Here is a 25609-nt window from a genome sequence, read left to right as displayed (position 1 = left end):
ATGATGGACGCGCTGCTTGACCTCACCGCGCAGATGGCGCGGGAGGGGATCCGTCGCCTGCTGGTGCTCAGCGGCGATGAGGCCTGGACGCTGCAGCAGGCGCAGGCGCTACGGGAGCGGCTCGGCGGCGATGGTCTGTGGGTAGGCTCCGATCCGGTTTCTGCGCCCTGCGTGGCGCCTGGCGCCCTGAAGACGCTGCTGGGGCGGGAAGTGATGCACGCCTTTTTCGATGCCCGGCGCGGGTGTGACGTGGCGGCCCTGGCGGCCCTGAGCGGTACGCTGCGGGCGGGAAGCTGGCTGGTGCTGCTGACGCCCCCCTTCGCCGACTGGCCGACCCGGGCGGATGAGGACTCCCTGCGCTGGAGCGATACTCCCGACCCTATCGTTACCCCCAACTTTGTTCACCGCTGCTGCCGGCAGTTTATCGCCGATCCGGAGGTGCTGCTCTGGCAGCAGTCGGACCGGCCGCGCTTCCCGCTGGCCGCCCCCCGCCCTGACTGGCATCCCGCCGATGGCCACCCCCAGGCCGAGCAGGCGCTAATCCTTGAGCAACTGTTGCGGCTGCCGCCCGGTATCGCGGCGGTGACGGCAGAGCGCGGGCGAGGGAAATCCGCTCTCGCGGGCATGCTGCTGCGCCAGCTTGGGGGCGAGGCCATCGTCACCGCCCCAACGCGTAGCGCCGTCGAGGTGCTGGCGAGCTTTGCCGGCGAGGCGTTCCGCTTTATGGCGCCCGATGCGCTGTTGGCGTCGCAAGAAACGGCGGCCTGGCTGATTGTCGATGAGGCCGCGTCGATCCCGGCTCCGCTTCTCCGGCAGCTGGTGAGCCGTTTTCCCCGCACGCTACTCACCACGACGGTGCAGGGTTATGAAGGCACCGGTCGCGGATTCCTGCTGAAATTTTGCGCCAGCCTGCCCCGTCTGCAGTCATTCAGCCTGAGCGCCCCGATCCGCTGGGCGGCGGGCTGTCCGCTGGAGTCAGCCATCCGTCAGTTGCTGATCTTTAACGATGAGGCATTTCGCGACGCGCCGACGGGGGAGGTGGTGCTGGAAGCGGTTAATCAGTCCTGCTGGCAATCGCAGCCAGCGCTACCGGAGGTGATGTACCAGCTATTGTCCGGGGCGCACTACCGGACTTCCCCGCTCGATCTGCGGCGCATGATGGATGCCCCCGGCCAGGCTTTTCGCTGCGCTCGCGCCAGCGGCGCGGTGGCGGGCGCGCTGTGGCTGGTGGCCGAGGGGGGACTTTCTCCCGAACTTAGCCGGGCGGTGTGGGCAGGGTTTCGCCGGCCGCGCGGGAATCTGGTCGCCCAGTCGCTGGCGGCGCATGGCGGCAGTCCCCTGGCGGCGACGCTGTCCGGGCTGCGGGTCAGTCGGATCGCTGTCCATCCTGCCCGTCAGCGCGATGGTCTCGGGCAGAAGATGATCGCCAGTATCGCCGCCGATGCCGCAGGCTATGACTATCTGTCCGTCAGCTTCGGCTATACCCCTGAGCTGTGGCGCTTCTGGCAACGCTGCGGGTTTATCCTCGTGCGGCTGGGAACCCATCGCGAGGCCAGCAGCGGCTGCTATACCGCGATGGCTCTGTTCCCGCTGACTGCGGCGGGGCACCAGCTCGCGCAGCGGGAGACGCAGCGGCTGCTGCGGGATGAATATTGGCTTCGCCCGTGGCGGGACGAATCCGCGCCGCTGCCGGCCGTCGCAGACGCTATGCTTAGTGATGAGGACTGGCTGGAAGCGGCGAGCTTTGCTTTCGCCCATCGCCCGCTGGCCGCGGCGCTGGGCTGCCTCAACCGCCTGCTGATGCAGGCCGACATGCCGTTGCCGGCTCTGCGCGGACGTCTGCAGGGGGAAGAGGAAGCCGCGCTGTGTGCTGCGCTGCGGCTGACGGGGCGTAAAGCCCTGCTGGCGAGATGGCGTGTTGAGGCCGCTGACGCCTTGCGCTTCCTCGATGCAGCGCGTGCTGAGGCGCTGCGTCAGCAGGTGGCGCATCTGCAATTATTTTAACTAACTCATTCAGTTAAATGACATGGTCATATCTGGCGAGCGGCGTAAACTGCCCGCATACACTAAGGAGACAGCCATGAAACACGATCATTTTATTGTTCAAAGCCCTGCGACGCCTGCGCAACAGCTGTTGCTGCTGTTTCATGGTGTGGGTGATAACCCGGTCTCTATGGGGCAAATCGGCAGCTGGTTCGCGCCGCAGTTTCCCGATGCGCTAATTGTCAGCATCGGCGGGGTCGAACCTTGCGGTCCCAACGGTCGGCAGTGGTTTTCGGTGCAGGGAGTGACGGAAGAGAATCGTCAGCAGCGCATCGATGCCATTATGCCGACCTTCATTGACATTGTGCGCTACTGGCAGGAGAAAAGCGGCGTCAGTCCACTGGCCACCGCGCTGATCGGTTTCTCTCAGGGGGCGATTATGTCGCTGGAGAGTATCAAAGCGGCGCCAGATCTGGCTTCAAGAGTGATCGCCTTTAATGGCCGCTACGCGACGCTGCCGATGACGGCAACGACGGCCACCACCATTCATCTGATCCACGGGGGGGAAGATCGGGTTATCGACCTGGCGTGGGCGGTGTCGGCTCAGGAGGCATTACAGCAGGCGGGCGGCGACGTGACCTTAGATATTGTTGACGATCTGGGGCATGCCATTGACGATCGCAGCATGCAGTTTGCCATCGAGCGTCTGCGTTATACCGTGCCGAAGCACTATTTTGATGAGGCGCTGAGCGGCAGTACGCCAAAAGGGGACGATATCATCGAAATGCTGTAACCCCGGCGGACGGGGTTACAGGCGGGCAGTACCGCGATAAAGGCAAACTTACGGTTTCTTCGACTGGTCGTGCTTCGGCCAGTCGTCGTCATCGTCCCATTTATCGTTAAAATCGCGGTGCGGCGGCAGATCGGGTTTGTTGTTAAGGAATTTTTTGTGGTCAACGCGGTTCAGATCTTTGATCACGTTGATAATCACCCCCACCAAAAAGACCAGAACCAGAATCCACCAGTGTTTAATAAGCCATTCCATGCGCGCTTCCTCTTTACGTCAATTCGTCAGGCGACCAGCTGTTCCATTACGCGTTGATACATCCGTGCCAGCAGCTGCAGGTCGGCGGCGTTCACACATTCATTAATTTTGTGAATGGTTGCGTTCACGGGGCCCAACTCAACCACCTGCGCCCCCATGCGGGCGATAAACCGACCGTCAGAGGTGCCGCCGTTGGTCAACAGCTGCGGTTTGATCTCATTATAGTGCTCAATTGCGCTCACCACCGCATCCACCAGTTTACCGCGCCCGGTGAGGAACGGCTGGCCGGAGAGCCACCACTCCACGCTGTAACGTAGCTGGTATTTTTCCAGCAGGGAGACCACGCGGGCTTTGATCATCTCGTCCGTCAGTTCCGTACTGAAGCGGAAGTTGAACTGGACGAACATATCGCCGGGGATCACGTTGTTGCTGCCGGTACCGGACTGTACGTTGGCGATCTGCATGCTGGTTGGCGGGAAAAATTCATTGCCTTTATCCCACTCGATATTGACCAGCTCCGCCAGCATCGGCGCCGCGCGATGGACAGGGTTATCGGCAAGGTGCGGATAGGCAACATGGCCCTGCACGCCGTGAATGGTCAGGTTGCAGGTCAGCGAGCCGCGGCGGCCGTTTTTCACCACATCGCCGACCACCTCGGTACTGGAGGGTTCGCCGACCAGACAGTAGTCCAGACGCTCATTACGCGCCATCAGCGTTTCCACCACTTTGACGGTGCCGTTTTTGGCGCTGGCCTCTTCATCTGAGGTGATCAAGAACGCCAGTCTGCCGCGATGATTCGGGTACTGCGCGACAAAACGTTCCGCCGCCACCACCATCGCCGCCAGCGAGCCTTTCATATCAGCTGCGCCGCGGCCGAACAGCATGCCGTCGCGGATGGTCGGTTCGAACGGGGGGTTGATCCAGCGGTCGGCGTCGCCTGCCGGGACCACGTCGGTGTGGCCGGCGAAGGCCAGCGTCTCGCCGTGGCCGCGCCAGGCCCAGAAATTCTGTGTATCGCCGAAATCCATCGGTTCAACGGTAAAGCCGATCGCACGCAGGCGTTCAATCATTAACGCCTGGCATCCCGCATCATCGGGGCTAAGGGAAGGGCGGCGAATAAGCTGCTGAGCCAGCTCAATGACCGGGCAAGACATAGACTATACCTCGTTAAACTGCTGATAACTTGCTTCACTAAAACCCAGCAGCATAGGACGACCGGGCGCACAGAGCAATGGGCGTTTGATAATCGCCGGCATTTCCAGCATCAATGCGGCGGCGGCGTCGGCATTATCGATGCTGTTGCGCAGCGACTCGTCGAGTTTGCGCCAGGTGGTGCCGCGGGTGTTCAGCAGCGCCTGCCAGCCCAGTTCGGCAATAAAGGTATCCAGTTGCGCGCGGTCAAGGCCATCGGCGCGGTAGTCATGAAACTGATACGCAATCTGATGCGCTTCCAGCCAGCGACGGGCTTTTTTAATGGTATCGCAGTTTTTAATTCCGTACATGGTGAGCATAGATAAACCTTTCACATTCAATTAAGCGGTTAACTCAGATATTTCCGAATATATAAGTCTTACTGAAATAATACGTGATTCAGATGAATAAATATAACTTTTTACCGGGTATCTCATTCAATTGACGGCGTGGTGAAATTTTGCTCATTCGCGGAAGTGATGTGAGGCTATTAACAATATTGCGAAAATGTTGCCTGAGAGTGCTCTGCGTCACATAATTTTTACATACGAAACGGCATAGTGGCGGCAACCAGAGGTTTTATCTCTGTCAGACGTCCACAAGACAATCAGAGCAATAGGGGAGCCCAACTTCCCATCAGCAATGAAGTTATATAGAATCGACCATAATAATAAGAGAGGCTATTATGATTGAACATGAACTGGGGAACTGGAAAGATTTTATTGAAGGCATGCTTCGTAAATAAATTTCCGCAATGTGAGCAGGGGAATAACGCGAAGTAAATAAGCGCGTCATGGTTCTGAACACATAAAGAAGGCGACCTTAAGGGTCGCCTTTTCTGTTATTAAGGCTCGCCGCCAACGCCCGACGGCTTATTGCGGACGCTCCTTCAGCGGAAAGCGGCGACGTACCAGCACAAAGAACAGCGGCACGAAAAAGATGGCCAGCACGGTGGCGGAGATCATCCCGCCCATCACCCCGGTACCGACCGCATGCTGGCTGCCGGAACCGGCCCCGGTGCTGGTCGCCATCGGCAGCACGCCGAAGATAAACGCCAGCGAGGTCATCAGGATGGGGCGCAGGCGCTGACGGCAGGCCGACAGCGTGGCGCTGAGCAGATCCTGGCCTTTCTCGTTCAGCTCGTTGGCGAACTCAACGATCAGAATGGCGTTTTTCGCCGACAGGCCGATCACCGTTAACAGGCCCACCTGGAAGTAAACATCATTCTCCAGGCCGCGCACCCAGGTCGCCAGCAGGGCGCCAATCACCCCGAGCGGGACCACCAGCATCACCGAGAACGGCACCGACCAGCTCTCGTACAGCGCCGCCAGGCACAGGAACACCACCAGCAGCGAAATCGCGTACAGTGCCGGCGCCTGAGCGCCAGAGAGGCGTTCCTGGTAGGACATGGCGGTCCATTCGAGGCCAAAGCCGGTTGGCAACTGCGCGGCCAGCTTCTCCATCATGTCCATCGCGGTGCCGGTACTGATACCCGGCGCCGCCTCACCAACGATCTCCACCGCCGAGTAGCCATTGTAGCGTTCCAGCCGCGGCGAGCCGGTCTCCCAGCGTGAGGTGGCGAAGGCCGAGAACGGCACCATCGTGCCGCTGCTGTTGCGGACATACCAGAGATTGATATCGTCTGGCAGCATCCGGTATTTCGCCGCTGCCTGGACGTAGACTTTCTTCACCCGGCCGCGATCCATAAAGTCGTTGACGTAGCTCGACCCCCACGCGGTTTGCAGCGTATCGTTGATGTCGTCAATGGAGACGCCCAGCGCCTGCGCTTTACGCTGATCGATATCGACCTGCAGCTGCGGACTGTCGTCGAGCCCGTTATGGCGGACCCGGGTCAACAGTGGGTTTTTGCCGGCCAGCTCAAGCAGCGTATCGCGTGCCGCCATCAGCGCATCGTGCCCCTTACCGGCGTGATCCTCAAGCTCCATATCGAAGCCTGCCGAACTGCCGAGGCCGCTGATGGCCGGCGGGCTGCTGGCGATGACCCGCGCTTCGTTGATCTGATTAAACGCTTTGGTGGCGCGTTCAATAATGGCAAAGGAGGAGCCGGTTTCCGGGTCGCGCTGGTCCCAGTCTTTGAGACGCACAAACATGCGGGCCACGTTCTGCCCGTTGCCGCCGGGGCCGGAACCGACGGTGGCAAATACCGATTCGACGTTCTGCTTCTCATTATTGAGGAAGTAATCTTCCGCTTTTTGCACTACTTTCAGCGTCTGCTGCTGAGTAGCGCCGCTCGGCAACTGGACCGAGGTGGTGAACATCCCGCGATCTTCCAGCGGCAGGAACGAGGTGGGCAGATGCAGGAACAGGAACACCATCCCGCCGAGCAGGACGACGTAGATCAGCATCCAGCGCAGCGAGCGGTGAAGAATTTTGCCGACAAAGGTTTCGTAGCGGCTGGCGCTGCGGTTGAAGGTGCGGTTGAACCAGCCGAAGAAGCCTTTTCTTTCATGGGATTCACCTGGCTTAACCGGCTTGAGCAGCGTGGCGCAAAGGGCCGGAGTGAGGATCATGGCCACCAGCACCGAGAGGACCATCGCCGCGACGATAGTGATTGAGAACTGGCGATAGATGGCCCCGGTGGTGCCGCCGAAGAAGGCCATTGGCACAAACACCGCCGACAGCACCATGGCGATCCCCACCAGTGCGCCTTGAATTTGCCCCATCGATTTGCGGGTCGCCTCGCGGGGCGACAGGCCCTCCTCGCTCATGATGCGCTCGACGTTCTCCACTACCACGATGGCGTCATCCACCAGCAGGCCGATCGCCAGCACCATCGCGAACATCGTCAGGGTGTTGATGCTGTAGCCACAGGCATACAGCACCGCAAAGGTGCCCATCAGCACCACCGGCACGGCGATGGTCGGGATCAGGGTGGCGCGGAAGTTCTGCAGGAACAGATACATCACGAGGAAGACCAGCAGGATCGCCTCCAGCAGCGTTTTGACCACATCAGTGATGGAGGCCTTTACGAAGGAGGTCGTCTCGTAGGCGACTTTATATTCCAGACCGTGAGGAAAATACTGCGACAGCTCATTGAGGCGATTGATCACGCGCTCCGCCGTGGCCATTTCGTTGGCGCCGGAAGCAAGCTTAATTCCCAGGCCCGAAGCGGCCTGCCGGTTGTAGCGGCTGAGGTAGTCGTACTTCTCCGCCCCCATCTCGACGGTGGCGACATCGCCCAGCGTCACCTCTGAACCATCCTGATTGACGCGCAGGGTGATATTGCGGAACTGCTCCGGGGTTTGCAGCAGAGATTGCGAGTTGATGGTGGCGTTCAGCGCCTGCTTATCGACCGAAGGCGTCCCGCCAAGCTGGCCGACGGCAATCTGGGCGTTCTGCGAACTGATGGCGTCGGTCACATCCTTGGTGGTCAGCTGGTAGCTATTGAGCTTCGCCGGGTCGAGCCAGATGCGCATTGAGTATTGCGAGCCGTAGGCGTCGATATCCCCCACGCCGTTGACGCGGCTGAGCGGGTCCTGAATGTTACTGGCGACGTAGTCGGCAATATCTTGTTTATCCATGCTGCCGTCGGTGGAGACGAAGGCGAGGGTCAGGATATTGGTGTCGCCGGTTTTGCGCACCGTCACCCCCTGGTTTTGCACCGCCTGCGGCAGTTTACGCATCGCCGACTGCAGCTGGTTCTGAACCTGCTGCACGGCTTCGTCCGGGTCGGTACCGGCGGTGAAGCTGAGGGTGATCGTCGCCTGGCCAGTGGCGCTGCTCTGGGATGACATATACATCAGGTTATCGAGGCCGGTCATATTCTGTTCGATAACCTGGGTGACGGTATTCTCCAGGGTTTGCGCGGAGGCGCCGGGATAGTTGGCGGTGATCCGCACGTTCGGCGGGGCGAGGTCGGGATACTGTTCAACGGGAAGCGACAAAATGGCAAGGGTGCCCGTCAGACATAACAGGATTGCCAGCACCCACGCAAAAATGGGGCGATCGATAAAGAAATTCGCCATCAGAATAAAGACCTCATATGCACATTTTTTTGTTATTGCACAGCCTGTGCCACTTTAGCGCCAGCGCCTCCGGCAATCGTGGAGAAATTAAGGAGATAGTGTAATTTATCATGTTGCTTTTGCCGTATCGTAAAGAAACCTCGAACTTTCCTGCCAGCAGGCAGTGAGCCTGCTTTGCAGCCTCAGACAGGCGCATTATCTCTTGCCGGTGTGAAACCTCATTTCATTTAAGTCAAAAAAATTGATCCAAAACGGATTCTCTCCAGAAAAAGTTTATCCTGGGCATTTGAACATTGTTCCGGCGCCGTCTTGTCGGGTAATAAATAGACATGCGCATTGAGGGGTTATTCACCAAGAAGACAAAAGGAAGCCATGAACCACTTTATTTTGAGCGATAGTCGAAAATGTATCGGCTGCCAGGCCTGCGAAGTGGCCTGCGTAATGGCGCATAACGAGGAGCAACACGTGCTGACCCCGCAGCGCTTTTTACCTCGTATCACCGTCATCAAAGCGGCGGGCCAGCGTAACGCTATCACCTGCCGCCACTGTGAAGACGCCCCCTGCGTCCGCAGTTGCCCCAACGACGCCATTGCCCAGTCCGGCGACAGCGTTCAGGTCAGTCAGGAGAAATGCATTGGCTGTAAATCCTGCATGGTGGCCTGCCCGTTCGGGGTGATGCAGGTGGTGGTGACGCCGCAGGCTGCGGGCCTGGTAAAGGCCAGCGCGCAGAAATGCGATCTGTGCCAGGGCCGCGAGGCGGGACCGGCCTGTGTGGAAAACTGTCCCGCGCAGGCACTGACCCTCGCCGACGATGAGACGTTGACCGCGCTGGCGAAGCAGCGGCGACTGCGCTCGGCATGCCAGGAGGTGCAGCCGTGGCAGCGCGGTACGGCGACCTGCAGCCAGCCCAATGTTGGCGCGAAGGTCAGGCAAATGGCGATGACGCCGCCGCGCGGGGAGCCGGATAAGCTGGCGGCGGAGGCGCGTAAGAGCCACTTTGAGGAGATCTATCAGCCTTTCACCCCGGCGCAGGCGCAGCAGCAGGCCGCCCGCTGCCTCACGTGTGGGGAACACAGTATTTGCGAATGGACCTGCCCGCTGCATAACCATATCCCGCAGTGGGTCGAGCTGGTTAAGGCGGGGGATATCGCCGCCGCGGTCGCGCTTTCCCATCAGACCAACTGCCTGCCGGAGATCACCGGTCGCGTCTGCCCCCAGGACCGGCTGTGTGAAGGTGCCTGCACCCTGCGCGATGAAAGCGGCGCAGTCACCATCGGCAACATTGAGCGCTATATTTCCGACCAGGCGCTGGCCAGCGGCTGGCGTCCGGACCTCTCGCAGGTTAAGCCGAGCGGTAAGCGGGTGGCGATTATCGGCGCCGGGCCGGCCGGGCTGGCCTGCGCCGATGTGCTGGTGCGTCACGGCGTCCAGCCGGTGGTTTTTGACCGTCATCCGGAGATTGGCGGTCTGCTGACCTTCGGCATCCCGGCGTTCAAGCTGGATAAATCGCTGCTGGCCCGGCGGCGGGCCATTTTCAGCGAGATGGGTACCCGCTTTGAGCTCAATTGCGAGGTGGGGAAAGATATCCCCATGGCGACGCTGCTGGCCGACTATGACGCGGTGTTCGTCGGCGCCGGAACTTATCGCTCCATGAAGGCGGGGCTGCCGAACGAAGAGGCCCCCGGCGTTTACGATGCGCTGCCGTTCCTCATTGCCAACACCAAACAGGTGATGGGGCTGGCGGCATCGGCTCAGGAGCCTTATATCAACACTGCCGGGCTGAACGTCGTCGTGCTGGGCGGCGGCGATACAGCGATGGACTGCGTGCGCACCGCGCTGCGTCACGGCGCCCGCCAGGTGACCTGCGCCTATCGGCGGGATGAAGCCAACATGCCGGGCTCGAAAAAAGAGGTCAAAAACGCCCGCGAAGAGGGGGCGGTCTTTGAGTTTAACGTCCAGCCGGTGACCCTGGAGCTGGACGAAAGCGGGCGAGTGAACGGGGTACGCTTTTTGCGCACCGAGCTGGGCGCCCCGGACGCGGGAGGAAGACGCCGCCCGACGCCGATCCCCGGCAGTGAGTTTGTTATGCCGGCGGATGCGGTGATCATGGCCTTTGGCTTCCACCCGCACCGCATGCCCTGGCTGGAAGCGGCGGGCGTGGCGCTGGACAGCCAGGGGCGCATCAAAGCCGGCGTCGAGAGCCGTTACCGTTACCAGACCAGTCAGGAGAAGATCTTTGCCGGCGGCGATGCCGTGCGCGGCGCAGACCTTGTAGTGACGGCGATGGCGGAAGGCCGTCACGCGGCGCAGGGGATTTTGGACTATCTGGCGCTGAAAACGACGCCGCTTCACTGACGACAAACCCGGCCCCGCAGCGTAGTATGAGGGCGTCCTTTTACGCTGTGGGGTCGGTATGTCACTCAATATTCACGTCATTAAAGATAAAATCCTCTCTGAGAACTGGTTCGTACTACGCAACATGACTTATGAGCTAACGCGGGCGGACGGCAGCGTCGTGCGCCATAAGCGCGAAGTCTACGATCGCGGCAATGGCGCCACCGTACTGCTGTATAACCGCCATAAGCAGACGGTGGTCCTGGTGCGGCAGTTCCGGGTCGCCACCTGGGTCAATGGCAATCATGACGGCATGCTGATTGAAACCTGCGCCGGGCTGCTGGACAACGACGAGCCGGAAGCCTGCATTCGTAAAGAGGCGGTGGAAGAGACCGGCTACGAAGTGGGCGAGGTGCGTAAGCTGTTTGAGCTGTTTATGTCGCCAGGGGGCGTCACCGAAGTGGTGCATTTCTTTATCGCCGAGTACAGCGACGCGCAGCGAACCACCAGCGGCGGCGGGGTGGATGATGAAGCCATCGAGGTGCTGGAGCTGCCTTTTAGCCAGGCGCTGCAGATGGTCGCTGACGGTGAGATCCGCGACGGTAAGGCGGTCATTCTGCTGCAGTATCTGCAAACCTCCGGCCTGATGTCGGGGAACTCTGACAAATCCGATTGAGTAAGCAGCTGCCGTTGTCCAGGATAGGCGCCGTGGTCGGGTTTATCTGGGGTCGGGCGGTTCATGCTTTTTCGCATCATTTATTTCCTCTTTCTGGCGGTGCTGCCTTGCTCGCAGGCATGGTCGGCACCGACGCAGCAGCGCTTCAACGACTGGCAGGTCACCTGTAACAACCAAAATTTCTGCGTCACCCGTAACGTGGGGCTGCATTATGGGCTGGTGATGACCCTCAGCCGCAGCGCCGGGGCGGTGACTGACGCCAACCTGCGTATCGAACTGGGTGGCACCGGCAATCCGGTGGCGACGCTCGCGCCAATAGCGCCGCGCCTGCTGCTGGATGGCAAGCCGTTGTCCCTGACCGACAAGCGCTGGCACATTGAAGATAAGCTCATTAAAACCGCCGACAGCGTGACGATCGATGCATTTCTCCAGCAGGTTCAGGAGGGGAAAGCTCTCTCGCTGGCCAATGGCCTGCAGAGCATCTCCCTGCAGGGGTTGAAAGCGGCTCTGTTTTTTATCGACGATCGGCAAAAGCGGGTAGGCAGTGAAACGGCCTGGGTCGGCAAAGGGGAAGAGCCGCCGCTCAGCGTACCGCCGGCCCCGGCGCTGCGCGCAGTGGCGACCGCGGAAACAGCGCAGTCGCCGCTGGGGCGTGAGGAGCTCAACGATCTGATGGACTACGGTAATGAGCGGATGACCAACAGCAACTGCTCCCTCGATCCCTTCCGCCGTGAAATTCGCGTTACTGCGCTGACGGATGACAAAGTGCTGCTGATGACCAGCTGCGAATCCGGCGCGTACAACACCGTCTGGCTGGCCTGGCTGGTCTCCCGCCAGCGGCCCTATGTCGCCCGTCAGGTGCGGCTGACGCTGCCGTTTCAGCCACCGGGCGAGGCACCGCGGGAGATCGAGCTTATCAACGCCAGCTACGATGATCGCCGCCATGAGCTGGTGACCCTGGATAAAGGCCGCGAGGCCGGCGATTGCGGGATCCAGACCCGCTGGCGTTTTGACGGCCAGCGGTTCAGTCTCTCCCGCTACGCGCAGCAGCCGACGTGTGATAACTGGCAGGGGCCAGACGCCTGGCCCACGCTGTGGATCACCCGTTAAGCACCTGCTCCGCGGTGGCGACGATATGGTCGACCGTAAAGCCAAAGAACGGAAACAGCTGCTCTGCCGGGGCGGATTCGCCATAGCCGGTCATGCCGACGATCTTGCCTTTTAAGCCGACATATTTATACCAGTAGTCCGCTATCCCGGCCTCGACCGCCACCCGGGCGCTGACGTCCGACGGCAGCACCGACTCGCGCCAGGCCTCATCCTGGGCATCAAACACATCGGTGGAAGGGAGCGAGACGACCCGCACATTCACCCCGTTCGCCAACAGTTTTTCTGCGGCCAGCACAGTGATCTCCACTTCCGAGCCGGTGGCGATGAGGATCAGGTCGGGCTTCCCGCCGGCATCTTTCAGCACGTAGCCTCCCCGGGCAATAGCCTGCACCTGTTCCGGGGTGCGCGGCATCTGCGCCAGGTTTTGCCGCGACAGGATCAGCGCCGTTGGTCCGTTCTGGCGCGCAATGGCCGCCTGCCAGGCGACGGCGGTCTCCACCTGGTCGCAGGGGCGCCAGGTGCTGAAGTTGGGCGTCAGTCGCAGACTGGCCAGCTGTTCCACCGCCTGGTGCGTCGGGCCATCTTCCCCGAGACCGATGGAGTCATGGGTATAGACCATGATCTGCCGGGCCTTCATCAGGGCCGCCATGCGCGCGGCGTTGCGGGCGTATTCCACAAACATCAGGAAGGTCGAGGTATACGGAATGAAGCCCCCGTGCAGGGCGATGCCGTTGGCCACCGCGGTCATGCCAAATTCGCGCACGCCGTAGTGGATATAGTTGCCCGCAGGATCGTCTTTAATCGATGTCGAGCCAGACCAGATGGTCAGGTTACTCGGCGCAAGATCCGCCGAACCGCCCAGCAGTTCCGGGAGATGCGGGCCGTAGGCGTTCAGCGCGTTTTGCGAGGCCTTGCGGCTGGCGATTTTCGCCGGCTCGGCCTGCAGTTTCGCCACGTAGTCGCGGGCGGTCGCGGCAAAGTCTTCCGGCAGGGTGCCATCCATGCGGCGAGTCAGCTCAGCGGCCAGCTCCGGAAACTGCTGCTGGTAGGCGGCGAATTTCTCGTTCCAGGCGTGCTCGGCTTTTTCGCCGCGCGGACGCGCATCCCAGCCCTGATAGATCTCTTTCGGGATCTCAAAGGGCGGATATTTCCAGCCCAGCTGCTGGCGGGCCAGGGCCACCTCTTTTTCGCCCAGCGCCGCGCCGTGAGACTCTTCCGACCCCGCTTTGTTGGGCGAACCGAAGCCGATGATGGTCCGACAGATAATCAGCGACGGCTTATCTTTCACCGCCTGCGCTTCCGCAATGGCCTGTTTAATGGCCTGCGGATCGTGACCATCAATGTCACCGATCACATGCCAGTGATAGGCGCGGAAGCGTTCGGCCGTATCATCGGAAAACCAGCCTTCGGTTTTGCCGTCGATGGAGATGCCGTTGTGATCGTAAAAACCGATCAGCTTACCCAGTCCGAGCGTACCGGCCAGCGAACAGGCCTCATGGGAGATCCCCTCCATTAGGCAGCCATCGCCCATGAAAACCCAGGTGTGATGGTCGATAATCTCATGACCGGGGCGGTTAAACTGTGCCGCCAGGGTGCGTTCGGCGATGGCCATGCCGACGGCGTTCGCCAGCCCCTGGCCCAGCGGGCCGGTGGTGGTCTCCACCCCGGGGGTATAGCCATGCTCCGGGTGGCCCGGCGTTTTTGAGTGCAACTGACGGAACTGCTTGAGTTCTGACAGCGGCAGATCGTAGCCGGTCAGGTGCAACAGGCTGTAGAGCAGCATCGACGCGTGGCCGTTGGACAGAATAAAGCGGTCGCGGTCCACCCAGCCAGGGTTCTGCGGATTGTGCTTGAGAAAATCGTTCCACAGCACTTCGGCAATGTCTGCCATCCCCATTGGCGCACCGGGGTGGCCGGAATTGGCTTTCTGCACCGCGTCCATACTCAGGGCGCGGATGGCGTTGGCAAGCTCTCTTCGGGACATAGTTTTCTCCGTGAGACTAAAGTGACAGTTTGGCGGCAAGCAGATCTTCCAGTTTGCGCTGATCGACGGCGAACAGGCGGATCCCCTCCGCCAGCTTTTCGACCGCCATCGGGTCCTGATTATGTTCCCAGCGGAACTCCGCCTCGCTGAGCGGCACCGGGCGCGGCAGGATCTGGCTGGCAGGGATCAGTTTGCGCACCACCGGGGCGTCGCTGGCCTGCAGCTCTTTTAACAATGGCGGGGCGATGGTCAGCCGGTCGCAGCCGACCAGGGCGAGGATCTGTTCGGTGCGGCGGAAGCTGGCGCCCATCACGATGGTGGTGTATTTATGCTGTTTGAAGTAGTCATAGATATTGCGCACCGATTTCACCCCCGGATCTTCCTCCACCACGTAAGGATCCAGCGGCTTACGCGCCTGATACCAGTCATAAATACGCCCGACGAAAGGGGAGATCAGATAGACCCCGGCTTCGGCGCAGGCCCGGGCCTGGGCGAAGGAAAACAGCAGCGTCAGGTTGCAGTGGATGCCTTCTTTTTCCAGCGTCTCGGCGGCGCGGATCCCCTCCCAGGTGGATGCCAGTTTGATCAGGATCCGCGACTTATCAATGCCCATCTCCTGATACAGCGCCACCAGATGGCGCGCCTTCTCGATGCTCTTCTCCCGGTTGAAGGAGAGCCGGGCGTCCACCTCGGTGGAGACCCGGCCCGGAATGCTTTTGAGGATCTCCGCGCCAAAATTGACCGCCAGCTTATCGCAGGCGTGAGTCACCTGCGCTTCACGGCCGCCTCCTTGCTTTTTCGCCCAGGCGATGGCGTCGTCAATGAGTCCGCTATAGGACGCCAGGCCGGCGGCCTTCAGCAGCAGGGAGGGGTTAGTGGTGGCATCTTCCGGATGATAGTGGCGAATGGATTCGATGTCGCCGCTGTCGGCGACCACGGTGGTGAACTGCTTGATGCTGTCTAGCTGATTCATAGATAAGTCCTCCTGGAACAAGGTGTTACATGAGTGCTTGCCGGTATGCGGTATAAATAGTGATGAGGTACATAACCAAAAAGCATAGCAGACGGGGCTATTATTGGCGGCGAATCCGGGTAACATAACCGCTATAAATTGATAACAACCAGATCATAGCGATGGCCAGAGTTTGGCGGTGTTCAAAGTTTATCGCCCCGCCAGGAGGGATACTGTCTGCCACTGAAAGGTGAACGACAGGATGGTCATCACGCTTTTCCCCTACGAACGATACGTGAAAGAAAGGAATAGAAAATGGATGAGCAGTTAAAACAGAGCGCCCTCGACTTCCACGAATTTCCGGTTCCCGGAAAAATCCAGGTCTCGCCGACCAAACCTCTCGCCACCCAGCGCGATTTGGCGCTGGCCTACTCGCCGGGCGTCGCGGCCCCCTGTCTGGAAATCGAAAAAGATCCGCTGGCCGCCTACAAATACACTGCCCGCGGCAACCTGGTGGCGGTCGTCTCCAACGGCACCGCGGTGCTGGGGCTGGGGAATATCGGCGCGCTGGCCGGCAAGCCGGTGATGGAGGGCAAAGGCGTCCTGTTTAAGAAATTCGCCGGCATCGATGTGTTTGATATCGAAGTCGATGAGCTGGATCCGGACAAATTCATTAACGTCGTCGCCGCCCTCGAGCCGACCTTCGGCGGTATCAACCTGGAAGATATTAAAGCGCCGGAGTGTTTCTACATCGAGCAGCAGCTGCGCGAGCGGATGAATATTCCGGTTTTCCATGACGATCAGCATGGCACGGCGATCATCAGCACCGCGGCGATCCTCAACGGTCTGCGCGTCGTCGAGAAGAATCTGTCCGACGTGCGGATGGTGGTCTCCGGCGCGGGCGCGGCGGCGATCGCCTGCATGAACCTGCTGGTGGCGCTGGGGATGCAAAAGCACAACATCGTGGTCTGCGATTCGAAAGGCGTCATCTATAAAGACCGTGAACCGAACATGGCGGAAACCAAAGCCGCCTACGCAGTGGAAGACGACGGCAAACGTACGCTTGATGATGTGATCGACGGCGCCGACATTTTCCTCGGCTGCTCTGGCCCGAAAGTGCTGACTCCGGAGATGGTGAAGAAGATGGCGCGCGCGCCGCTGATCCTTGCCCTGGCCAACCCGGAGCCGGAAATTCTGCCGCCGCTGGCGAAGCAGGTCCGCGATGACGCCATCATCTGTACCGGTCGCTCCGACTACCCTAACCAGGTCAACAATGTGCTCTGCTTCCCGTTCATCTTCCGCGGCGCGCTGGACGTCGGCGCGACGGCGATCAACGAAGAGATGAAGCTGGCGGCGGTGCACGCCATTGCCGAGCTGGCCCATGCTGAGCAGAGCGAAGTGGTGGCCTCCGCCTATGGCGATCAGGATTTAAGCTTTGGTCCGGACTACATCATTCCGAAACCGTTCGACCCGCGGCTGATCGTCAAAATCGCCCCTGCGGTGGCGAAGGCGGCAATGGATTCCGGCGTGGCAACGCGCCCCATCGCTGATTTTGACGCCTATATCGAGAAGCTGAGCGAGTTCGTCTATAAAACCAACCTGTTTATGAAGCCTATCTTCTCTCAGGCGCGCAAAGAGCCGAAGCGCGTGGTGTTGGCGGAAGGGGAGGAGACCCGGGTGCTGCACGCCACTCAGGAGCTGGTGTCGCTGGGGCTGGCCAAACCGATTCTGGTGGGGCGCCCTAGCGTGATTGAAATGCGCATCCAGAAGCTGGGTCTGCAGATCAAGGCCGGCGTTGACTTTGAGATCGTCAATAATGAATCCGACCCGCGGTTTAAAGAGTACTGGAGCGAGTACTACCAGCTGATGAAGCGCCGCGGCATTACCCAGGAGCAGGCGCAGCGGGCGGTGATTAGCAACACCACGGTGATTGGCGCCATCATGGTTCATCGCGGTGAAGCGGATGCGATGATCTGCGGGACTATCGGCGAGTACCACGACCACTACCGCGTGGTGCAGCCGCTGTTTGGCTATCGCGACGGCGTCAGCACCGCCGGGGCGATGAATGCGCTGCTGCTGCCGAGCGGCAACACCTTTATCGCCGACACCTATGTCAATCACGATCCCTCCCCGGAAGAGCTGGCGGAGATCACCCTGATGGCGGCGGAAAGCGTGCGTCGCTTCGGTATTGAGCCGCGGGTGGCATTGCTGTCGCACTCCAACTTTGGTTCCGCCGACTGCCCGTCAGCCAGCAAGATGCGCAAAACCCTTGAACTGGTGAAGGCGAGCGCCCCGGAGCTGATGATCGATGGCGAAATGCATGGCGACGCCGCGCTGGTGGAAAGCATCCGCAACGATCGCATGCCGGACAGCCCGCTGAAGGGATCGGCCAATATTCTGGTGATGCCGAATATGGAAGCCGCCCGGATCAGCTATAACCTGCTGCGTGTCTCCAGTTCGGAAGGGGTGACCGTCGGGCCAGTGCTGATGGGGGTGGCGAAGCCGGTGCATATTCTGACGCCGATCGCCTCCGTACGCCGCATTGTGAATATGGTGGCGCTGGCGGTTGTCGAAGCGCAAACCGAACCGCTGTAATCTCGTTTTTTTCCCATTAACGCGCGGAGAGTTTTCCGCGCACAATATCAGGCAGGCCGGCGAGTAAAAACGCTGAGCCTGCCTTTTTAATTCCGCCGCATTATTATTTTCTCTCCTGAGTGATCCACTTCACCTTTTAACCCCACTTGCCGAAATTTGTTATTTGCCGCGCTGAAATACCGTCACCATGAGGACAGATTTCAGGGGGGCAATCAGTCATGGATAAAGAACGCATTATTCAGGAATTCGTACCAGGCAAACAGGTCACACTGGCGCATCTGATTGCCCACCCGGGAGCGGAGCTGGCGAAAAAGATCGGCGTACCCGAATCCGGCGCGATCGGCATTATGACGCTGACACCGGGGGAAACAGCGATGATCGCTGGCGATCTGGCGATGAAGGCCGCCGATGTGCACATCGGTTTTCTCGACCGGTTTAGCGGCGCGCTGGTGATCTACGGTTCGGTCGGCGCGGTGGAGGAGGCGCTCCTGCAGACCATCGGCGGGTTAGGCCGCTTATTAAATTATACCTTGTGCGAATTAACGAAAAGTTAATTGAGAGCGACCATGAAGCGTATTGCCATTGTCGGCGCCGTCGGTGCAGGAAAAACCACATTATTTAATGCCCTGCAGGGAAATTATTCCCTCGCCAGAAAAACGCAGGCGCTGGAATTTAACGATCGTGGCGACATCGATACACCCGGGGAATATTTCAGCCATCCGCGCTGGTATCACGCCTTAATTACCACCCTGCAGGATGTGGACACCCTGATTTATGTCCACGCGGCCAATGATACCGAAAGTCGCCTGCCTCCCGGGTTACTGGATATTGGCAGCCGAAAGCACCTTATCGTGGCGATCAGTAAAACGGATCTGCCGGATGCCAACCTCGCCGCGGTGCGGCAGCTGCTGGACGGGATGGGGTTTCAGGCGCCGGTTTTCGCCCTCAACGGTTGCGATCCGCAAAGCGTCGCGTCGCTGGAAAATTATTTGAGTGAGCTCAGCCAAAAGGAGGAAGGGCCAGGTGAAGAAACTCATTACCGCTAACGATATTCGTGCCGCCCACGCGCGCGGCGAACAGGCGATGTCAGTTGTTCTGCGCGCCAGCATTATCACCCCGGAAGCGCGCGAAGTCGCCGAGCTGCTGGGATTCACTATCACCGAGGATGATGGCGCCGCGCCGGCGGCGACAGCGGCGAACAGCGACAAAACGGAAAGCCAGCGGATCCGCGAAACCATCCTGGCGCAGTTGCCGGAAGGCCAGTTTACCGAAAGCCTGGTGGCGCAGCTGATGGAAAAGGTGATGAAGGAGAAGCAGTCCCTGGAGCAGGAGGCGATGCAGCCAGGATTTGACTCCGTGACCGGCAAAGGCGGCATCAAAGTGATCGACGGCAGCAGCGTGAAGTTTGGCCGCTTCGACGGCGCCCAGCCGCACTGCGTTGGCTTAACGGATCTGGTGACCGACCAGGATGGCAGCAGCATGGCCGCCGGATTTATGCAGTGGGAGAACGCCTTCTTCCCGTGGACGCTGAACTACGACGAAATCGATATGGTGCTGGAGGGCGAGCTGCATGTGCGCCATCAGGGGGAAACGCTGATTGCCAAAGCAGGGGACGTCATGTTTATCCCGAAAGGCGCCAGCATCGAATTCGGTACCCCGTCGACGGTGCGCTTCCTGTACGTCGCCTGGCCGGCAAACTGGCAATCGCTATGAACGATTTCATTACCGAAGCGTGGCTCAGAGCGAATCATACGCTCAGCGAAGGCGGTGAAATCCATCTTCCTGCCAACGCTCGCCTGACGCCCTCGGCGAGGGAGCTGCTGGAAAGTCGGCATCTGCGGGTCAAATTTCTCGACCGCCAGGGGCGCCTGTTTGTCGAGGATGACGAACAGACGCCGCAGCCGGTGCATGTCCTGACCAGCCGCGACCATCCGCCCCAGGCCTGCTGCGAGCTCTGTCACCAGCCGGTGGATAAAAAGCCGGACACCCTGACCCACCTGACGGCCGATACCCTGGTGGCGAAAAACGATCCGCGGCTGGCCTTCCGTGCGGTGCTGGACAGCACCATCGCTCTGACGGTGTGGCTGCAAATTGAACTGGCGGAGTCCTGGCAGCCGTGGCTGATGGATATCCGTTCGCGGCTGGGCAACATCATGCGCGCCGACGCGCTGGAGGAGCCGCTGGCGGCGCAGTCGATAGCCGGATTCAGCGAGGGACAGTTACACCGTCTGTCCCATCAGCCGCTGCGCTTCCTGGGCCACGATCACCTGGTGCCGGAGGCCCGCCATGGGCGCGAGGTCGCGCTGCTTAATCTGCTGCGCGGCAAAGTCCGCGAGGCGGAGGTGACCGCGGCGCAGGTGTTTATCACGCCGCAATTTGCGGTCCGGCGCGCCGATATTATGCAAGCGCTCAACCGTCTCTCCAGCGCGGTCTACGTGATGATGATCCTGGGCGTGACGGATTCGCCGCCAACCCTCAGCCAGCTGCAGCAGCACCTGGGAGGTGAAGATGATCATTGACCAATGCCGCAAACTGGCGCTGCGCGCCCCCGCCCGAGTGGTGTTCCCGGATGCGCTGGACGTCCGTGTGCTGAAGGCGGCGCATTATCTGCAGCAGCAGGGCCTGGCGCGTCCGATCCTCGTCGCCAGTCCCTTCGCGCTGCGGCAGTTCGCCCTTGGCGAACGTCTGCCGCTGACCGGAGTGCAGATCATTGATCCGCACAGCAACCTGGCGATGCGCGAGGCGTTTGCCGCCGCCTGGCAGGCGCGCGCCGGCGATAAAGCGCCCGCTGACGCCGTCGACAAGCTGGCCGACCCGCTGATGTTCGCCGCGGCGATGGTCAGCGGCGGTGAGGCCGAGGTGTGTATCGCCGGGAATCTCTCGTCAACCGCCAGCGTGCTGCGCGCCGGTCTGCGCCTTATCGGCCTGCAGCCGGGGTGTAAAACGCTCTCTTCGCTGTTTCTGATGCTGCCGCAGTATGCCGGCCAGCCGCTGGGGTTTGCCGACTGCAGCGTGGTGCCGCAGCCGACGGCGGCGCAGCTGGCGGATATCGCGATTGCCAGCGCCGAGACCTGGCAAGCGATCGCTGGCGAAGCGCCGCGGGTGGCAATGCTGTCTTTCTCCACGCACGGCAGCGCCCGGCATCCCTGTGTGGCTAACGTCCAGCAGGCCACGGAGATCGTGCGTCAGCGGGCGCCGCAGCTGATGGTCGATGGCGAACTGCAGTTTGACGCCGCCTTTGTACCGGACGTCGCTGCGCACAAAGCGCCCGGCAGCCCGCTGCGGGGGCGGGCCAATGTGCTGGTCTTCCCATCGCTGGAGGCGGGCAACATCGGCTACAAAATCGCCCAGCGGTTGGGTGGATATCGCGCCATCGGGCCGCTGATCCAGGGCCTCGCCGCCCCGCTTCACGACCTCTCGCGAGGCTGTAGCGTAGAGGAAATTATCGAACTGGCGCTGGTGGCGTCGGTACCGCGCCAGACGGACGCAAGCCGGATCCCCGACTCGTCCACGCTGGTTGAATGAATGGTCCCCTTCAGGACCCCTTATGAGAGGAAAACACAATGGAAGCATTAGGAATGATTGAAACCCGGGGCCTGGTTGCACTGATTGAGGCCTCCGACGCCATGGTCAAAGCGGCCCGCGTCAAGCTGGTAGGCGTGAAACAGATCGGCGGCGGCCTGGTGACCGCCATGGTGCGCGGCGATGTCGCGGCGTGCAAAGCCGCCACGGATGCCGGGGCGGCGGCGGCTCAGCGTATCGGTGAGCTGGTCTCTGTACATGTCATCCCGCGCCCGCATGGCGATCTGGAAGAGGTCTTCCCGATCAGCTTCAAGGGCGACAGCAACATCTAACGGGGGAGGGGGTGCCGGAAAGTTCGGGCCGGATGAGACGTCAGCGCGTCGCTATCCGGCCATGAAAAGGCATGAATGCCGGATGGCGCTGCGCTTTTCCGGCCTGCACATCACACGCGGAGATGGACATGAAGCTGGCTGTCGTAACCGGATATGTGGTCTGCACCGTACGCCATGAAGGGCTGGCCCACGACAAACTGCTGATGGTGGAGATGCTCAATGCCCGCGGCGAACCCGACGGGCAATGCGCGGTCGCCATCGACAACATCGGCGCGGGATGCGGGGAGTGGGTGCTGCTGGTCAGCGGCAGCTCGGCGCGACAGGCGCACGCACATGGCGCCTCTCCGGTCGATCTGTGCGTGATTGGCATCGTGGATGAGGCTGCGGCCGATGGTCAGGTGCTCTTCCATAAGTAGGGTGAAAAATCATGAATCAACAGGACATTGAACAGGTAGTGAAAGCGGTACTGCTGAAAATGAAAGACAGCAGTCAGCCTGCTGACGCCGTTCATGATAGGGGCGTTTTTGCCTCACTGGATGACGCTGTCGCGGCGGCAACGGTGGCCCAGCAGGGATTAAAGCGGGTGGCGATGCGTCAGCAGGTGATTCAGGCCATTCGTGAGGCGGGTGAAAAGCATGCCCGTGAACTGGCGGAGCTTGCGGTGACGGAGACCGGCATGGGACGCGTTGAAGATAAGTTTGCCAAAAACGTGGCGCAGGCACGGGGTACGCCGGGCGTGGAGTGTCTGACTCCGCAGGTGCTGACCGGCGATAACGGCCTGACGCTGATTGAAAACGCGCCCTGGGGCGTGGTGGCCTCGGTCACGCCCTCGACCAATCCGGCGGCGACGGTGATTAACAACGCCATCAGTCTGATTGCCGCCGGCAACAGCGTGGTCTTTGCCCCCCATCCGGCGGCGAAACAGGTCTCGCAGCGGGCGATCACCTTGCTTAACCAGGCGGTAGTGGCCGCCGGCGGCCCGGCCAACCTGCTGGTGACCGTGGCGAACCCGGATATCGACACTGCCCAGCGGCTGTTTAAGTACCCTGGTATCGGCCTGCTGGTGGTGACCGGCGGCGAAGCAGTGGTCGAGGCGGCGCGCAAACATACCAACAAACGCCTGATTGCCGCCGGGGCCGGCAACCCGCCGGTGGTGGTGGATGAGACCGCCGATCTGCCGCGCGCCGCGCAAGCGATCGTCAAAGGCGCCTCGTTTGATAACAACATTATCTGCGCCGACGAGAAGGTGCTGATCGTGGTCGATAGCGTCGCCGACGAACTGATGCGCCTGATGGAAGGCCAGCAGGCGGTGAAACTCACGGCGGCGCAGGCCGAACAGCTCCAGCCGCTGCTGCTGAAAAATATCGACGAGCGCGGCAAAGGCACGGTCAGCCGCGACTGGGTCGGCCGCGATGCGGGCAAAATCGCCGCGGCGATTGGCCTGCAGGTGCCGGCGCAAACCCGCCTGCTGTTCGTGGAAACCCCTGCCAGCCATCCGTTTGCGGTGACTGAAATGATGATGCCGGTGCTGCCGGTGGTGCGGGTGGCGAACGTCGAGGAGGCCATCGCCCTGGCGGTGCAACTGGAAGGCGGCTGCCACCATACGGCGGCGATGCACTCGCGCAATATCGACAACATGCACCAGATGGCGAATGCCATCGACACCAGCATCTTCGTCAAAAACGGGCCGTGCATCGCCGGGCTTGGGCTGGGCGGTGAGGGCTGGACCACCATGACCATCACCACCCCAACCGGGGAAGGGGTAACCAGCGCGCGGACCTTCGTTCGTCTGCGCCGCTGCGTGCTGGTGGATGCGTTTCGAATCGTATAAGGGATGAACATGGCGCACGACGAACAACGCTGGCTTTCGCCGAGACTGCAAAAAGCCGCTGCCCTGTGTAACCAGGCGCCCGCCGCCAGCGAGTCGCCGCTGTGGCTGGGCATCGATTTGGGCACCTGCGATGTGGTGTCGATGGTGGTCGACCGCGATGGCCAGCCGGTTGCGGTATGTCTTGACTGGGCCGATGTGGTGCGCGACGGCATCGTCTGGGACTTCTTCGGCGCCGTCACCCTCGTGCGCCGTCATCTCGCGACCCTCGAACAGCAGCTGGGCTGCCGCTTTGCGCATGCGGCGACCTCGTTTCCGCCCGGCACCGATCCGCGCATTTCGATCAACGTCCTGGAGTCCGCCGGGCTGGAGATCAGTCATGTGCTGGATGAGCCCACCGCGGTGGCGGATCTGCTGCAGCTCGATAATGCCGGGGTGGTGGACATCGGCGGCGGCACCACCGGGATCGCCATCGTTAAACAGGGCAGGGTGACGTATTCGGCGGATGAAGCCACCGGCGGACACCATATCTCCCTGACTCTGGCCGGGAATCGCGGCATCGGGCTGGAAGAGGCTGAGCAGTACAAGCGCCGCCATGCCGGAGAGATCTGGCCGGTAGTGAAACCGGTGTACGAGAAGATGGCTGAGATTGTCGCCCGACATATTACCGGACAAGGGATTGGTGATTTGTGGCTGGCAGGCGGCGCCTGCATGCAGCCGGGCGTCAGGGCGCTTTTTTGCCAATGTTTCCCGACGCTGAAGGTGCATTTACCCCGGCACAGCCTGTTTATGACCCCGCTGGCAATCGCCAACAGCGGGAGGGAAAAAGCGGAGGGGATCTATGCAAGCTGAACTGCAGACGGCGCTGTTCCACGCCTTCGATACGCTGAATCTTCAGCAAGTGAAAAGCTTCAACGTTCCGCCGGTGACGCTGCACGGCGTCGGCGCGCTGGCGGCCTGCGGCCCGCAAGCGCAGGCCCGGGGCCTGAAGCATCTGTTTGTCATGGTTGACCGTTTTCTCCATCAGGCGGGAATGACCGCCGGGCTGGAGCGTAGCCTGGCGATGAAAGGGGTTGCCATGACCCTCTGGCCCTGTCCCGCCGGCGAACCCTGCGTCACCGATGTCTGCGCTGCGGTCGCCCAGCTGCGGGACGCGCGCTGCGACGGCGTGGTGGCCTTCGGCGGCGGCTCGGTGCTGGATGCGGCGAAAGCGGTGGCGCTGCTGGTCGCCAACCCTGAGCAGACGCTGGGGGAGATGACGGAGCACAGCGAATTACAGCCACGTCTGCCGCTGATTGCGGTGCCGACCACCGCCGGCACCGGGTCAGAAACCACCAACGTGACGGTGATTATCGATGCGGTGAGTGGACGCAAACAGGTGCTGGCGCATGCCTCGCTGATGCCGGATGTGGCGATCCTCGACGCCGCCGTAACTGAGGGCGTTCCCCCGCCTGTCACGGCGATGACCGGGATTGATGCGCTGACCCACGCCGTCGAGGCCTACAGCGCCCGTCACGCCACGCCGTTTACCGACAGTCTGGCGATGGGGGCGATAGCCATGATCGGCGAAGCGCTGCCGAAAGCGGTGGGCTGCGGCCAGGATCTGGCGGCGCGGGAGAACATGCTGCTGGCCTCCTGCATGGCGGGGATGGCGTTTTCCAGCGCCGGGCTGGGGCTATGCCATGCCATGGCGCATCAGCCGGGGGCGGCGCTGCATATTCCGCACGGTCTGGCCAACGCCATGCTGCTGCCAACGGTGATGGGCTTCAACCGTATGGTGTGCCGGGGGCGCTTCAGCCAGATCGGCCGGGCGCTGACCGGCAGGAAAACCGATGACCTTGAGGCAATCGCCGCCGTGCGCGAACTGATTGCGGAAGTCGGTCTGACGATGCGGCTGTCGGATGCCGGCGCGACGCCCGCGCACTACGCCACCTGGGCACAGGCGGCGCAGGACGACATCTGTCTGCGCACCAATCCACGCACCGCCACCCGGGAGCAGATTATCGAGCTGTACGCGGCGGCGCAATAAATGCGGATTTTCCCGGAGGCGTGTGGCTGTGGCTTTCCCGGC

23 protein-coding genes are annotated in these 25609 nt (G+C 61.2%); 17 read left to right on the top strand and 6 right to left on the bottom strand.

The window, feature by feature from the left end; genetic code table 11:
* Together FHW76_RS04380 and ypfH are read left to right on the top strand one after the other, a co-directional pair.
* Nucleotides 1-2004 carry a tRNA(Met) cytidine acetyltransferase TmcA gene (locus tag FHW76_RS04380; protein WP_183476270.1) on the top strand — a complete coding sequence of 668 codons (2004 nt, stop codon included), beginning with the start codon at nt 1-3 and terminating at the stop codon, nt 2002-2004.
* A 76-nt stretch (nt 2005-2080) separates the two neighbouring features.
* Nucleotides 2081-2776, top strand: coding sequence for an esterase (gene ypfH, locus FHW76_RS04375; RefSeq protein ID WP_008803836.1), 696 nt, complete (start codon nt 2081-2083; stop codon nt 2774-2776).
* 48 nt (nt 2777-2824) lie between these two features.
* Here the strand turns inward: ypfH and FHW76_RS04370 are convergent, their stop codons facing one another.
* Genes FHW76_RS04370 through FHW76_RS04360 form a run of 3 tightly spaced genes read right to left on the bottom strand, consistent with a single transcriptional unit; the run spans nt 2825 to nt 4539 of the window.
* Nucleotides 2825-3028, bottom strand: coding sequence for a YpfN family protein (locus FHW76_RS04370; protein ID WP_002913768.1), 204 nt, complete (start codon nt 3026-3028; stop codon nt 2825-2827).
* Between the two features lie 26 nt (nt 3029-3054).
* Nucleotides 3055-4182, bottom strand: a complete 1128-nt coding sequence (gene dapE, locus FHW76_RS04365) for a succinyl-diaminopimelate desuccinylase (protein WP_012540914.1) — start codon at nt 4180-4182, stop codon at nt 3055-3057.
* 3 nt (nt 4183-4185) lie between these two features.
* On the bottom strand, nt 4186-4539 hold the full coding sequence (locus FHW76_RS04360) for an ArsC family reductase (protein WP_008803838.1): 354 nt from the start codon (nt 4537-4539) through the stop codon (nt 4186-4188).
* A gap of 365 nt (nt 4540-4904) precedes the next feature.
* On the opposite strand from FHW76_RS04360, the gene ypfM reads away from it, so the two are divergent.
* The gene (gene ypfM, locus FHW76_RS04355) at nt 4905-4964 is read left to right on the top strand and encodes a protein YpfM (RefSeq protein WP_100181659.1); all 60 of its coding nucleotides are present in this window, start codon (nt 4905-4907) and stop codon (nt 4962-4964) included.
* 127 nt (nt 4965-5091) lie between these two features.
* Here the strand turns inward: ypfM and acrD are convergent, their stop codons facing one another.
* Nucleotides 5092-8205, bottom strand: a complete 3114-nt coding sequence (gene acrD / locus FHW76_RS04350; RefSeq protein ID WP_008803839.1) for a multidrug efflux RND transporter permease AcrD — start codon at nt 8203-8205, stop codon at nt 5092-5094.
* A 372-nt stretch (nt 8206-8577) separates the two neighbouring features.
* Here acrD and aegA point away from each other — a divergent pair, with 372 nt between their 5' ends.
* The 3 genes from aegA to FHW76_RS04335 all read left to right on the top strand — a co-directional run bounded on the left by aegA (nt 8578) and on the right by FHW76_RS04335 (nt 12325).
* The gene (gene aegA, locus FHW76_RS04345; RefSeq protein ID WP_060876286.1) at nt 8578-10560 is read left to right on the top strand and encodes a formate-dependent uric acid utilization protein AegA; all 1983 of its coding nucleotides are present in this window, start codon (nt 8578-8580) and stop codon (nt 10558-10560) included.
* A 58-nt stretch (nt 10561-10618) separates the two neighbouring features.
* Entirely contained in the window at nt 10619-11215 is a 597-nt protein-coding gene (gene nudK / locus FHW76_RS04340; protein WP_002913754.1) for a GDP-mannose pyrophosphatase NudK, read from the top strand.
* A 63-nt stretch (nt 11216-11278) separates the two neighbouring features.
* Nucleotides 11279-12325, top strand: coding sequence for a DUF1176 domain-containing protein (locus FHW76_RS04335; RefSeq protein WP_023298057.1), 1047 nt, complete (start codon nt 11279-11281; stop codon nt 12323-12325).
* Here FHW76_RS04335 and tkt read toward each other — a convergent pair.
* Nucleotides 12315-14309, bottom strand: coding sequence for a transketolase (tkt, locus tag FHW76_RS04330; protein ID WP_008803842.1), 1995 nt, complete (start codon nt 14307-14309; stop codon nt 12315-12317). The genes FHW76_RS04335 and tkt overlap by 11 nt on opposite strands.
* A gap of 16 nt (nt 14310-14325) precedes the next feature.
* The gene (gene tal / locus FHW76_RS04325) at nt 14326-15282 is read right to left on the bottom strand and encodes a transaldolase (protein ID WP_008803843.1); all 957 of its coding nucleotides are present in this window, start codon (nt 15280-15282) and stop codon (nt 14326-14328) included.
* A 294-nt stretch (nt 15283-15576) separates the two neighbouring features.
* Between tal and maeB the strand changes: the two genes are divergently transcribed.
* From maeB to eutG, 11 genes are all read left to right on the top strand, one after another.
* Complete coding sequence (maeB, locus tag FHW76_RS04320; RefSeq protein WP_008803844.1) at nt 15577-17856, top strand: NADP-dependent oxaloacetate-decarboxylating malate dehydrogenase; 2280 nt, start codon at nt 15577-15579, stop codon at nt 17854-17856.
* Nucleotides 17857-18074: 218 nt separating this feature from the next.
* Nucleotides 18075-18410: an ethanolamine utilization microcompartment protein EutS gene (gene eutS, locus FHW76_RS04315; RefSeq protein ID WP_002913729.1), complete on the top strand. Its 336-nt coding sequence runs from the start codon at nt 18075-18077 to the stop codon at nt 18408-18410.
* A 12-nt stretch (nt 18411-18422) separates the two neighbouring features.
* Nucleotides 18423-18902 carry an ethanolamine utilization acetate kinase EutP gene (gene eutP, locus FHW76_RS04310; RefSeq protein ID WP_012540920.1) on the top strand — a complete coding sequence of 160 codons (480 nt, stop codon included), beginning with the start codon at nt 18423-18425 and terminating at the stop codon, nt 18900-18902.
* Nucleotides 18880-19569 (top strand): ethanolamine utilization acetate kinase EutQ, encoded by a 690-nt coding sequence (gene eutQ / locus FHW76_RS04305; RefSeq protein WP_032730882.1) that lies wholly within the window; start codon nt 18880-18882, stop codon nt 19567-19569. Before eutP ends, eutQ begins: the two co-directional genes overlap by 23 nt.
* Nucleotides 19566-20375: an ethanolamine utilization cob(I)yrinic acid a,c-diamide adenosyltransferase EutT gene (gene eutT, locus FHW76_RS04300; protein ID WP_012540922.1), complete on the top strand. Its 810-nt coding sequence runs from the start codon at nt 19566-19568 to the stop codon at nt 20373-20375. Before eutQ ends, eutT begins: the two co-directional genes overlap by 4 nt.
* Complete coding sequence (pta, locus tag FHW76_RS04295) at nt 20365-21381, top strand: phosphate acetyltransferase (protein ID WP_012540923.1); 1017 nt, start codon at nt 20365-20367, stop codon at nt 21379-21381. Before eutT ends, pta begins: the two co-directional genes overlap by 11 nt.
* 38 nt (nt 21382-21419) lie before the next feature.
* The gene (gene eutM, locus FHW76_RS04290; protein WP_000387720.1) at nt 21420-21710 is read left to right on the top strand and encodes an ethanolamine utilization microcompartment protein EutM; all 291 of its coding nucleotides are present in this window, start codon (nt 21420-21422) and stop codon (nt 21708-21710) included.
* 128 nt (nt 21711-21838) lie between these two features.
* Nucleotides 21839-22126 (top strand): ethanolamine utilization microcompartment protein EutN, encoded by a 288-nt coding sequence (eutN, locus tag FHW76_RS04285; protein WP_012967466.1) that lies wholly within the window; start codon nt 21839-21841, stop codon nt 22124-22126.
* An 11-nt stretch (nt 22127-22137) separates the two neighbouring features.
* Nucleotides 22138-23541, top strand: coding sequence for an aldehyde dehydrogenase family protein (locus FHW76_RS04280; RefSeq protein WP_183476267.1), 1404 nt, complete (start codon nt 22138-22140; stop codon nt 23539-23541).
* A 9-nt stretch (nt 23542-23550) separates the two neighbouring features.
* Nucleotides 23551-24390, top strand: a complete 840-nt coding sequence (gene eutJ / locus FHW76_RS04275; RefSeq protein WP_008803851.1) for an ethanolamine utilization protein EutJ — start codon at nt 23551-23553, stop codon at nt 24388-24390.
* Nucleotides 24380-25567 carry an ethanolamine utilization ethanol dehydrogenase EutG gene (gene eutG, locus FHW76_RS04270; protein ID WP_110209662.1) on the top strand — a complete coding sequence of 396 codons (1188 nt, stop codon included), beginning with the start codon at nt 24380-24382 and terminating at the stop codon, nt 25565-25567. The genes eutJ and eutG overlap by 11 nt, the downstream gene beginning before the upstream one ends.
* The last annotated feature ends 42 nt before the right edge of the window (nt 25568-25609 follow it).

This window comes from Klebsiella sp. RC2, assembly GCF_014192815.1.
GTDB classification, from domain to species: Bacteria; Pseudomonadota; Gammaproteobacteria; order Enterobacterales; family Enterobacteriaceae; genus Klebsiella; species Klebsiella variicola.
The sequence above is the reverse complement of the archived record's forward strand: the minus strand, read 5'-3'. Positions and strand labels throughout refer to the sequence as shown.

Coding starts and splice junctions, on each gene's coding strand:
- FHW76_RS04380 (WP_183476270.1), top strand. CDS start 1: ATGATGGACGCGCTGCTTGACCTCACCGCGCAGATGGCGCGGGAGGGG.
- ypfH (WP_008803836.1), top strand. CDS start 2,081: ATGAAACACGATCATTTTATTGTTCAAAGCCCTGCGACGCCTGCGCAA.
- FHW76_RS04370 (WP_002913768.1), bottom strand. CDS start 3,028: ATGGAATGGCTTATTAAACACTGGTGGATTCTGGTTCTGGTCTTTTTG.
- dapE (WP_012540914.1), bottom strand. CDS start 4,182: ATGTCTTGCCCGGTCATTGAGCTGGCTCAGCAGCTTATTCGCCGCCCT.
- FHW76_RS04360 (WP_008803838.1), bottom strand. CDS start 4,539: ATGCTCACCATGTACGGAATTAAAAACTGCGATACCATTAAAAAAGCC.
- acrD (WP_008803839.1), bottom strand. CDS start 8,205: ATGGCGAATTTCTTTATCGATCGCCCCATTTTTGCGTGGGTGCTGGCA.
- aegA (WP_060876286.1), top strand. CDS start 8,578: ATGAACCACTTTATTTTGAGCGATAGTCGAAAATGTATCGGCTGCCAG.
- nudK (WP_002913754.1), top strand. CDS start 10,619: ATGTCACTCAATATTCACGTCATTAAAGATAAAATCCTCTCTGAGAAC.
- FHW76_RS04335 (WP_023298057.1), top strand. CDS start 11,279: ATGCTTTTTCGCATCATTTATTTCCTCTTTCTGGCGGTGCTGCCTTGC.
- tkt (WP_008803842.1), bottom strand. CDS start 14,309: ATGTCCCGAAGAGAGCTTGCCAACGCCATCCGCGCCCTGAGTATGGAC.
- tal (WP_008803843.1), bottom strand. CDS start 15,282: ATGAATCAGCTAGACAGCATCAAGCAGTTCACCACCGTGGTCGCCGAC.
- maeB (WP_008803844.1), top strand. CDS start 15,577: ATGGATGAGCAGTTAAAACAGAGCGCCCTCGACTTCCACGAATTTCCG.
- eutS (WP_002913729.1), top strand. CDS start 18,075: ATGGATAAAGAACGCATTATTCAGGAATTCGTACCAGGCAAACAGGTC.
- eutP (WP_012540920.1), top strand. CDS start 18,423: ATGAAGCGTATTGCCATTGTCGGCGCCGTCGGTGCAGGAAAAACCACA.
- eutT (WP_012540922.1), top strand. CDS start 19,566: ATGAACGATTTCATTACCGAAGCGTGGCTCAGAGCGAATCATACGCTC.
- pta (WP_012540923.1), top strand. CDS start 20,365: ATGATCATTGACCAATGCCGCAAACTGGCGCTGCGCGCCCCCGCCCGA.
- eutM (WP_000387720.1), top strand. CDS start 21,420: ATGGAAGCATTAGGAATGATTGAAACCCGGGGCCTGGTTGCACTGATT.
- eutN (WP_012967466.1), top strand. CDS start 21,839: ATGAAGCTGGCTGTCGTAACCGGATATGTGGTCTGCACCGTACGCCAT.
- FHW76_RS04280 (WP_183476267.1), top strand. CDS start 22,138: ATGAATCAACAGGACATTGAACAGGTAGTGAAAGCGGTACTGCTGAAA.
- eutJ (WP_008803851.1), top strand. CDS start 23,551: ATGGCGCACGACGAACAACGCTGGCTTTCGCCGAGACTGCAAAAAGCC.
- eutG (WP_110209662.1), top strand. CDS start 24,380: ATGCAAGCTGAACTGCAGACGGCGCTGTTCCACGCCTTCGATACGCTG.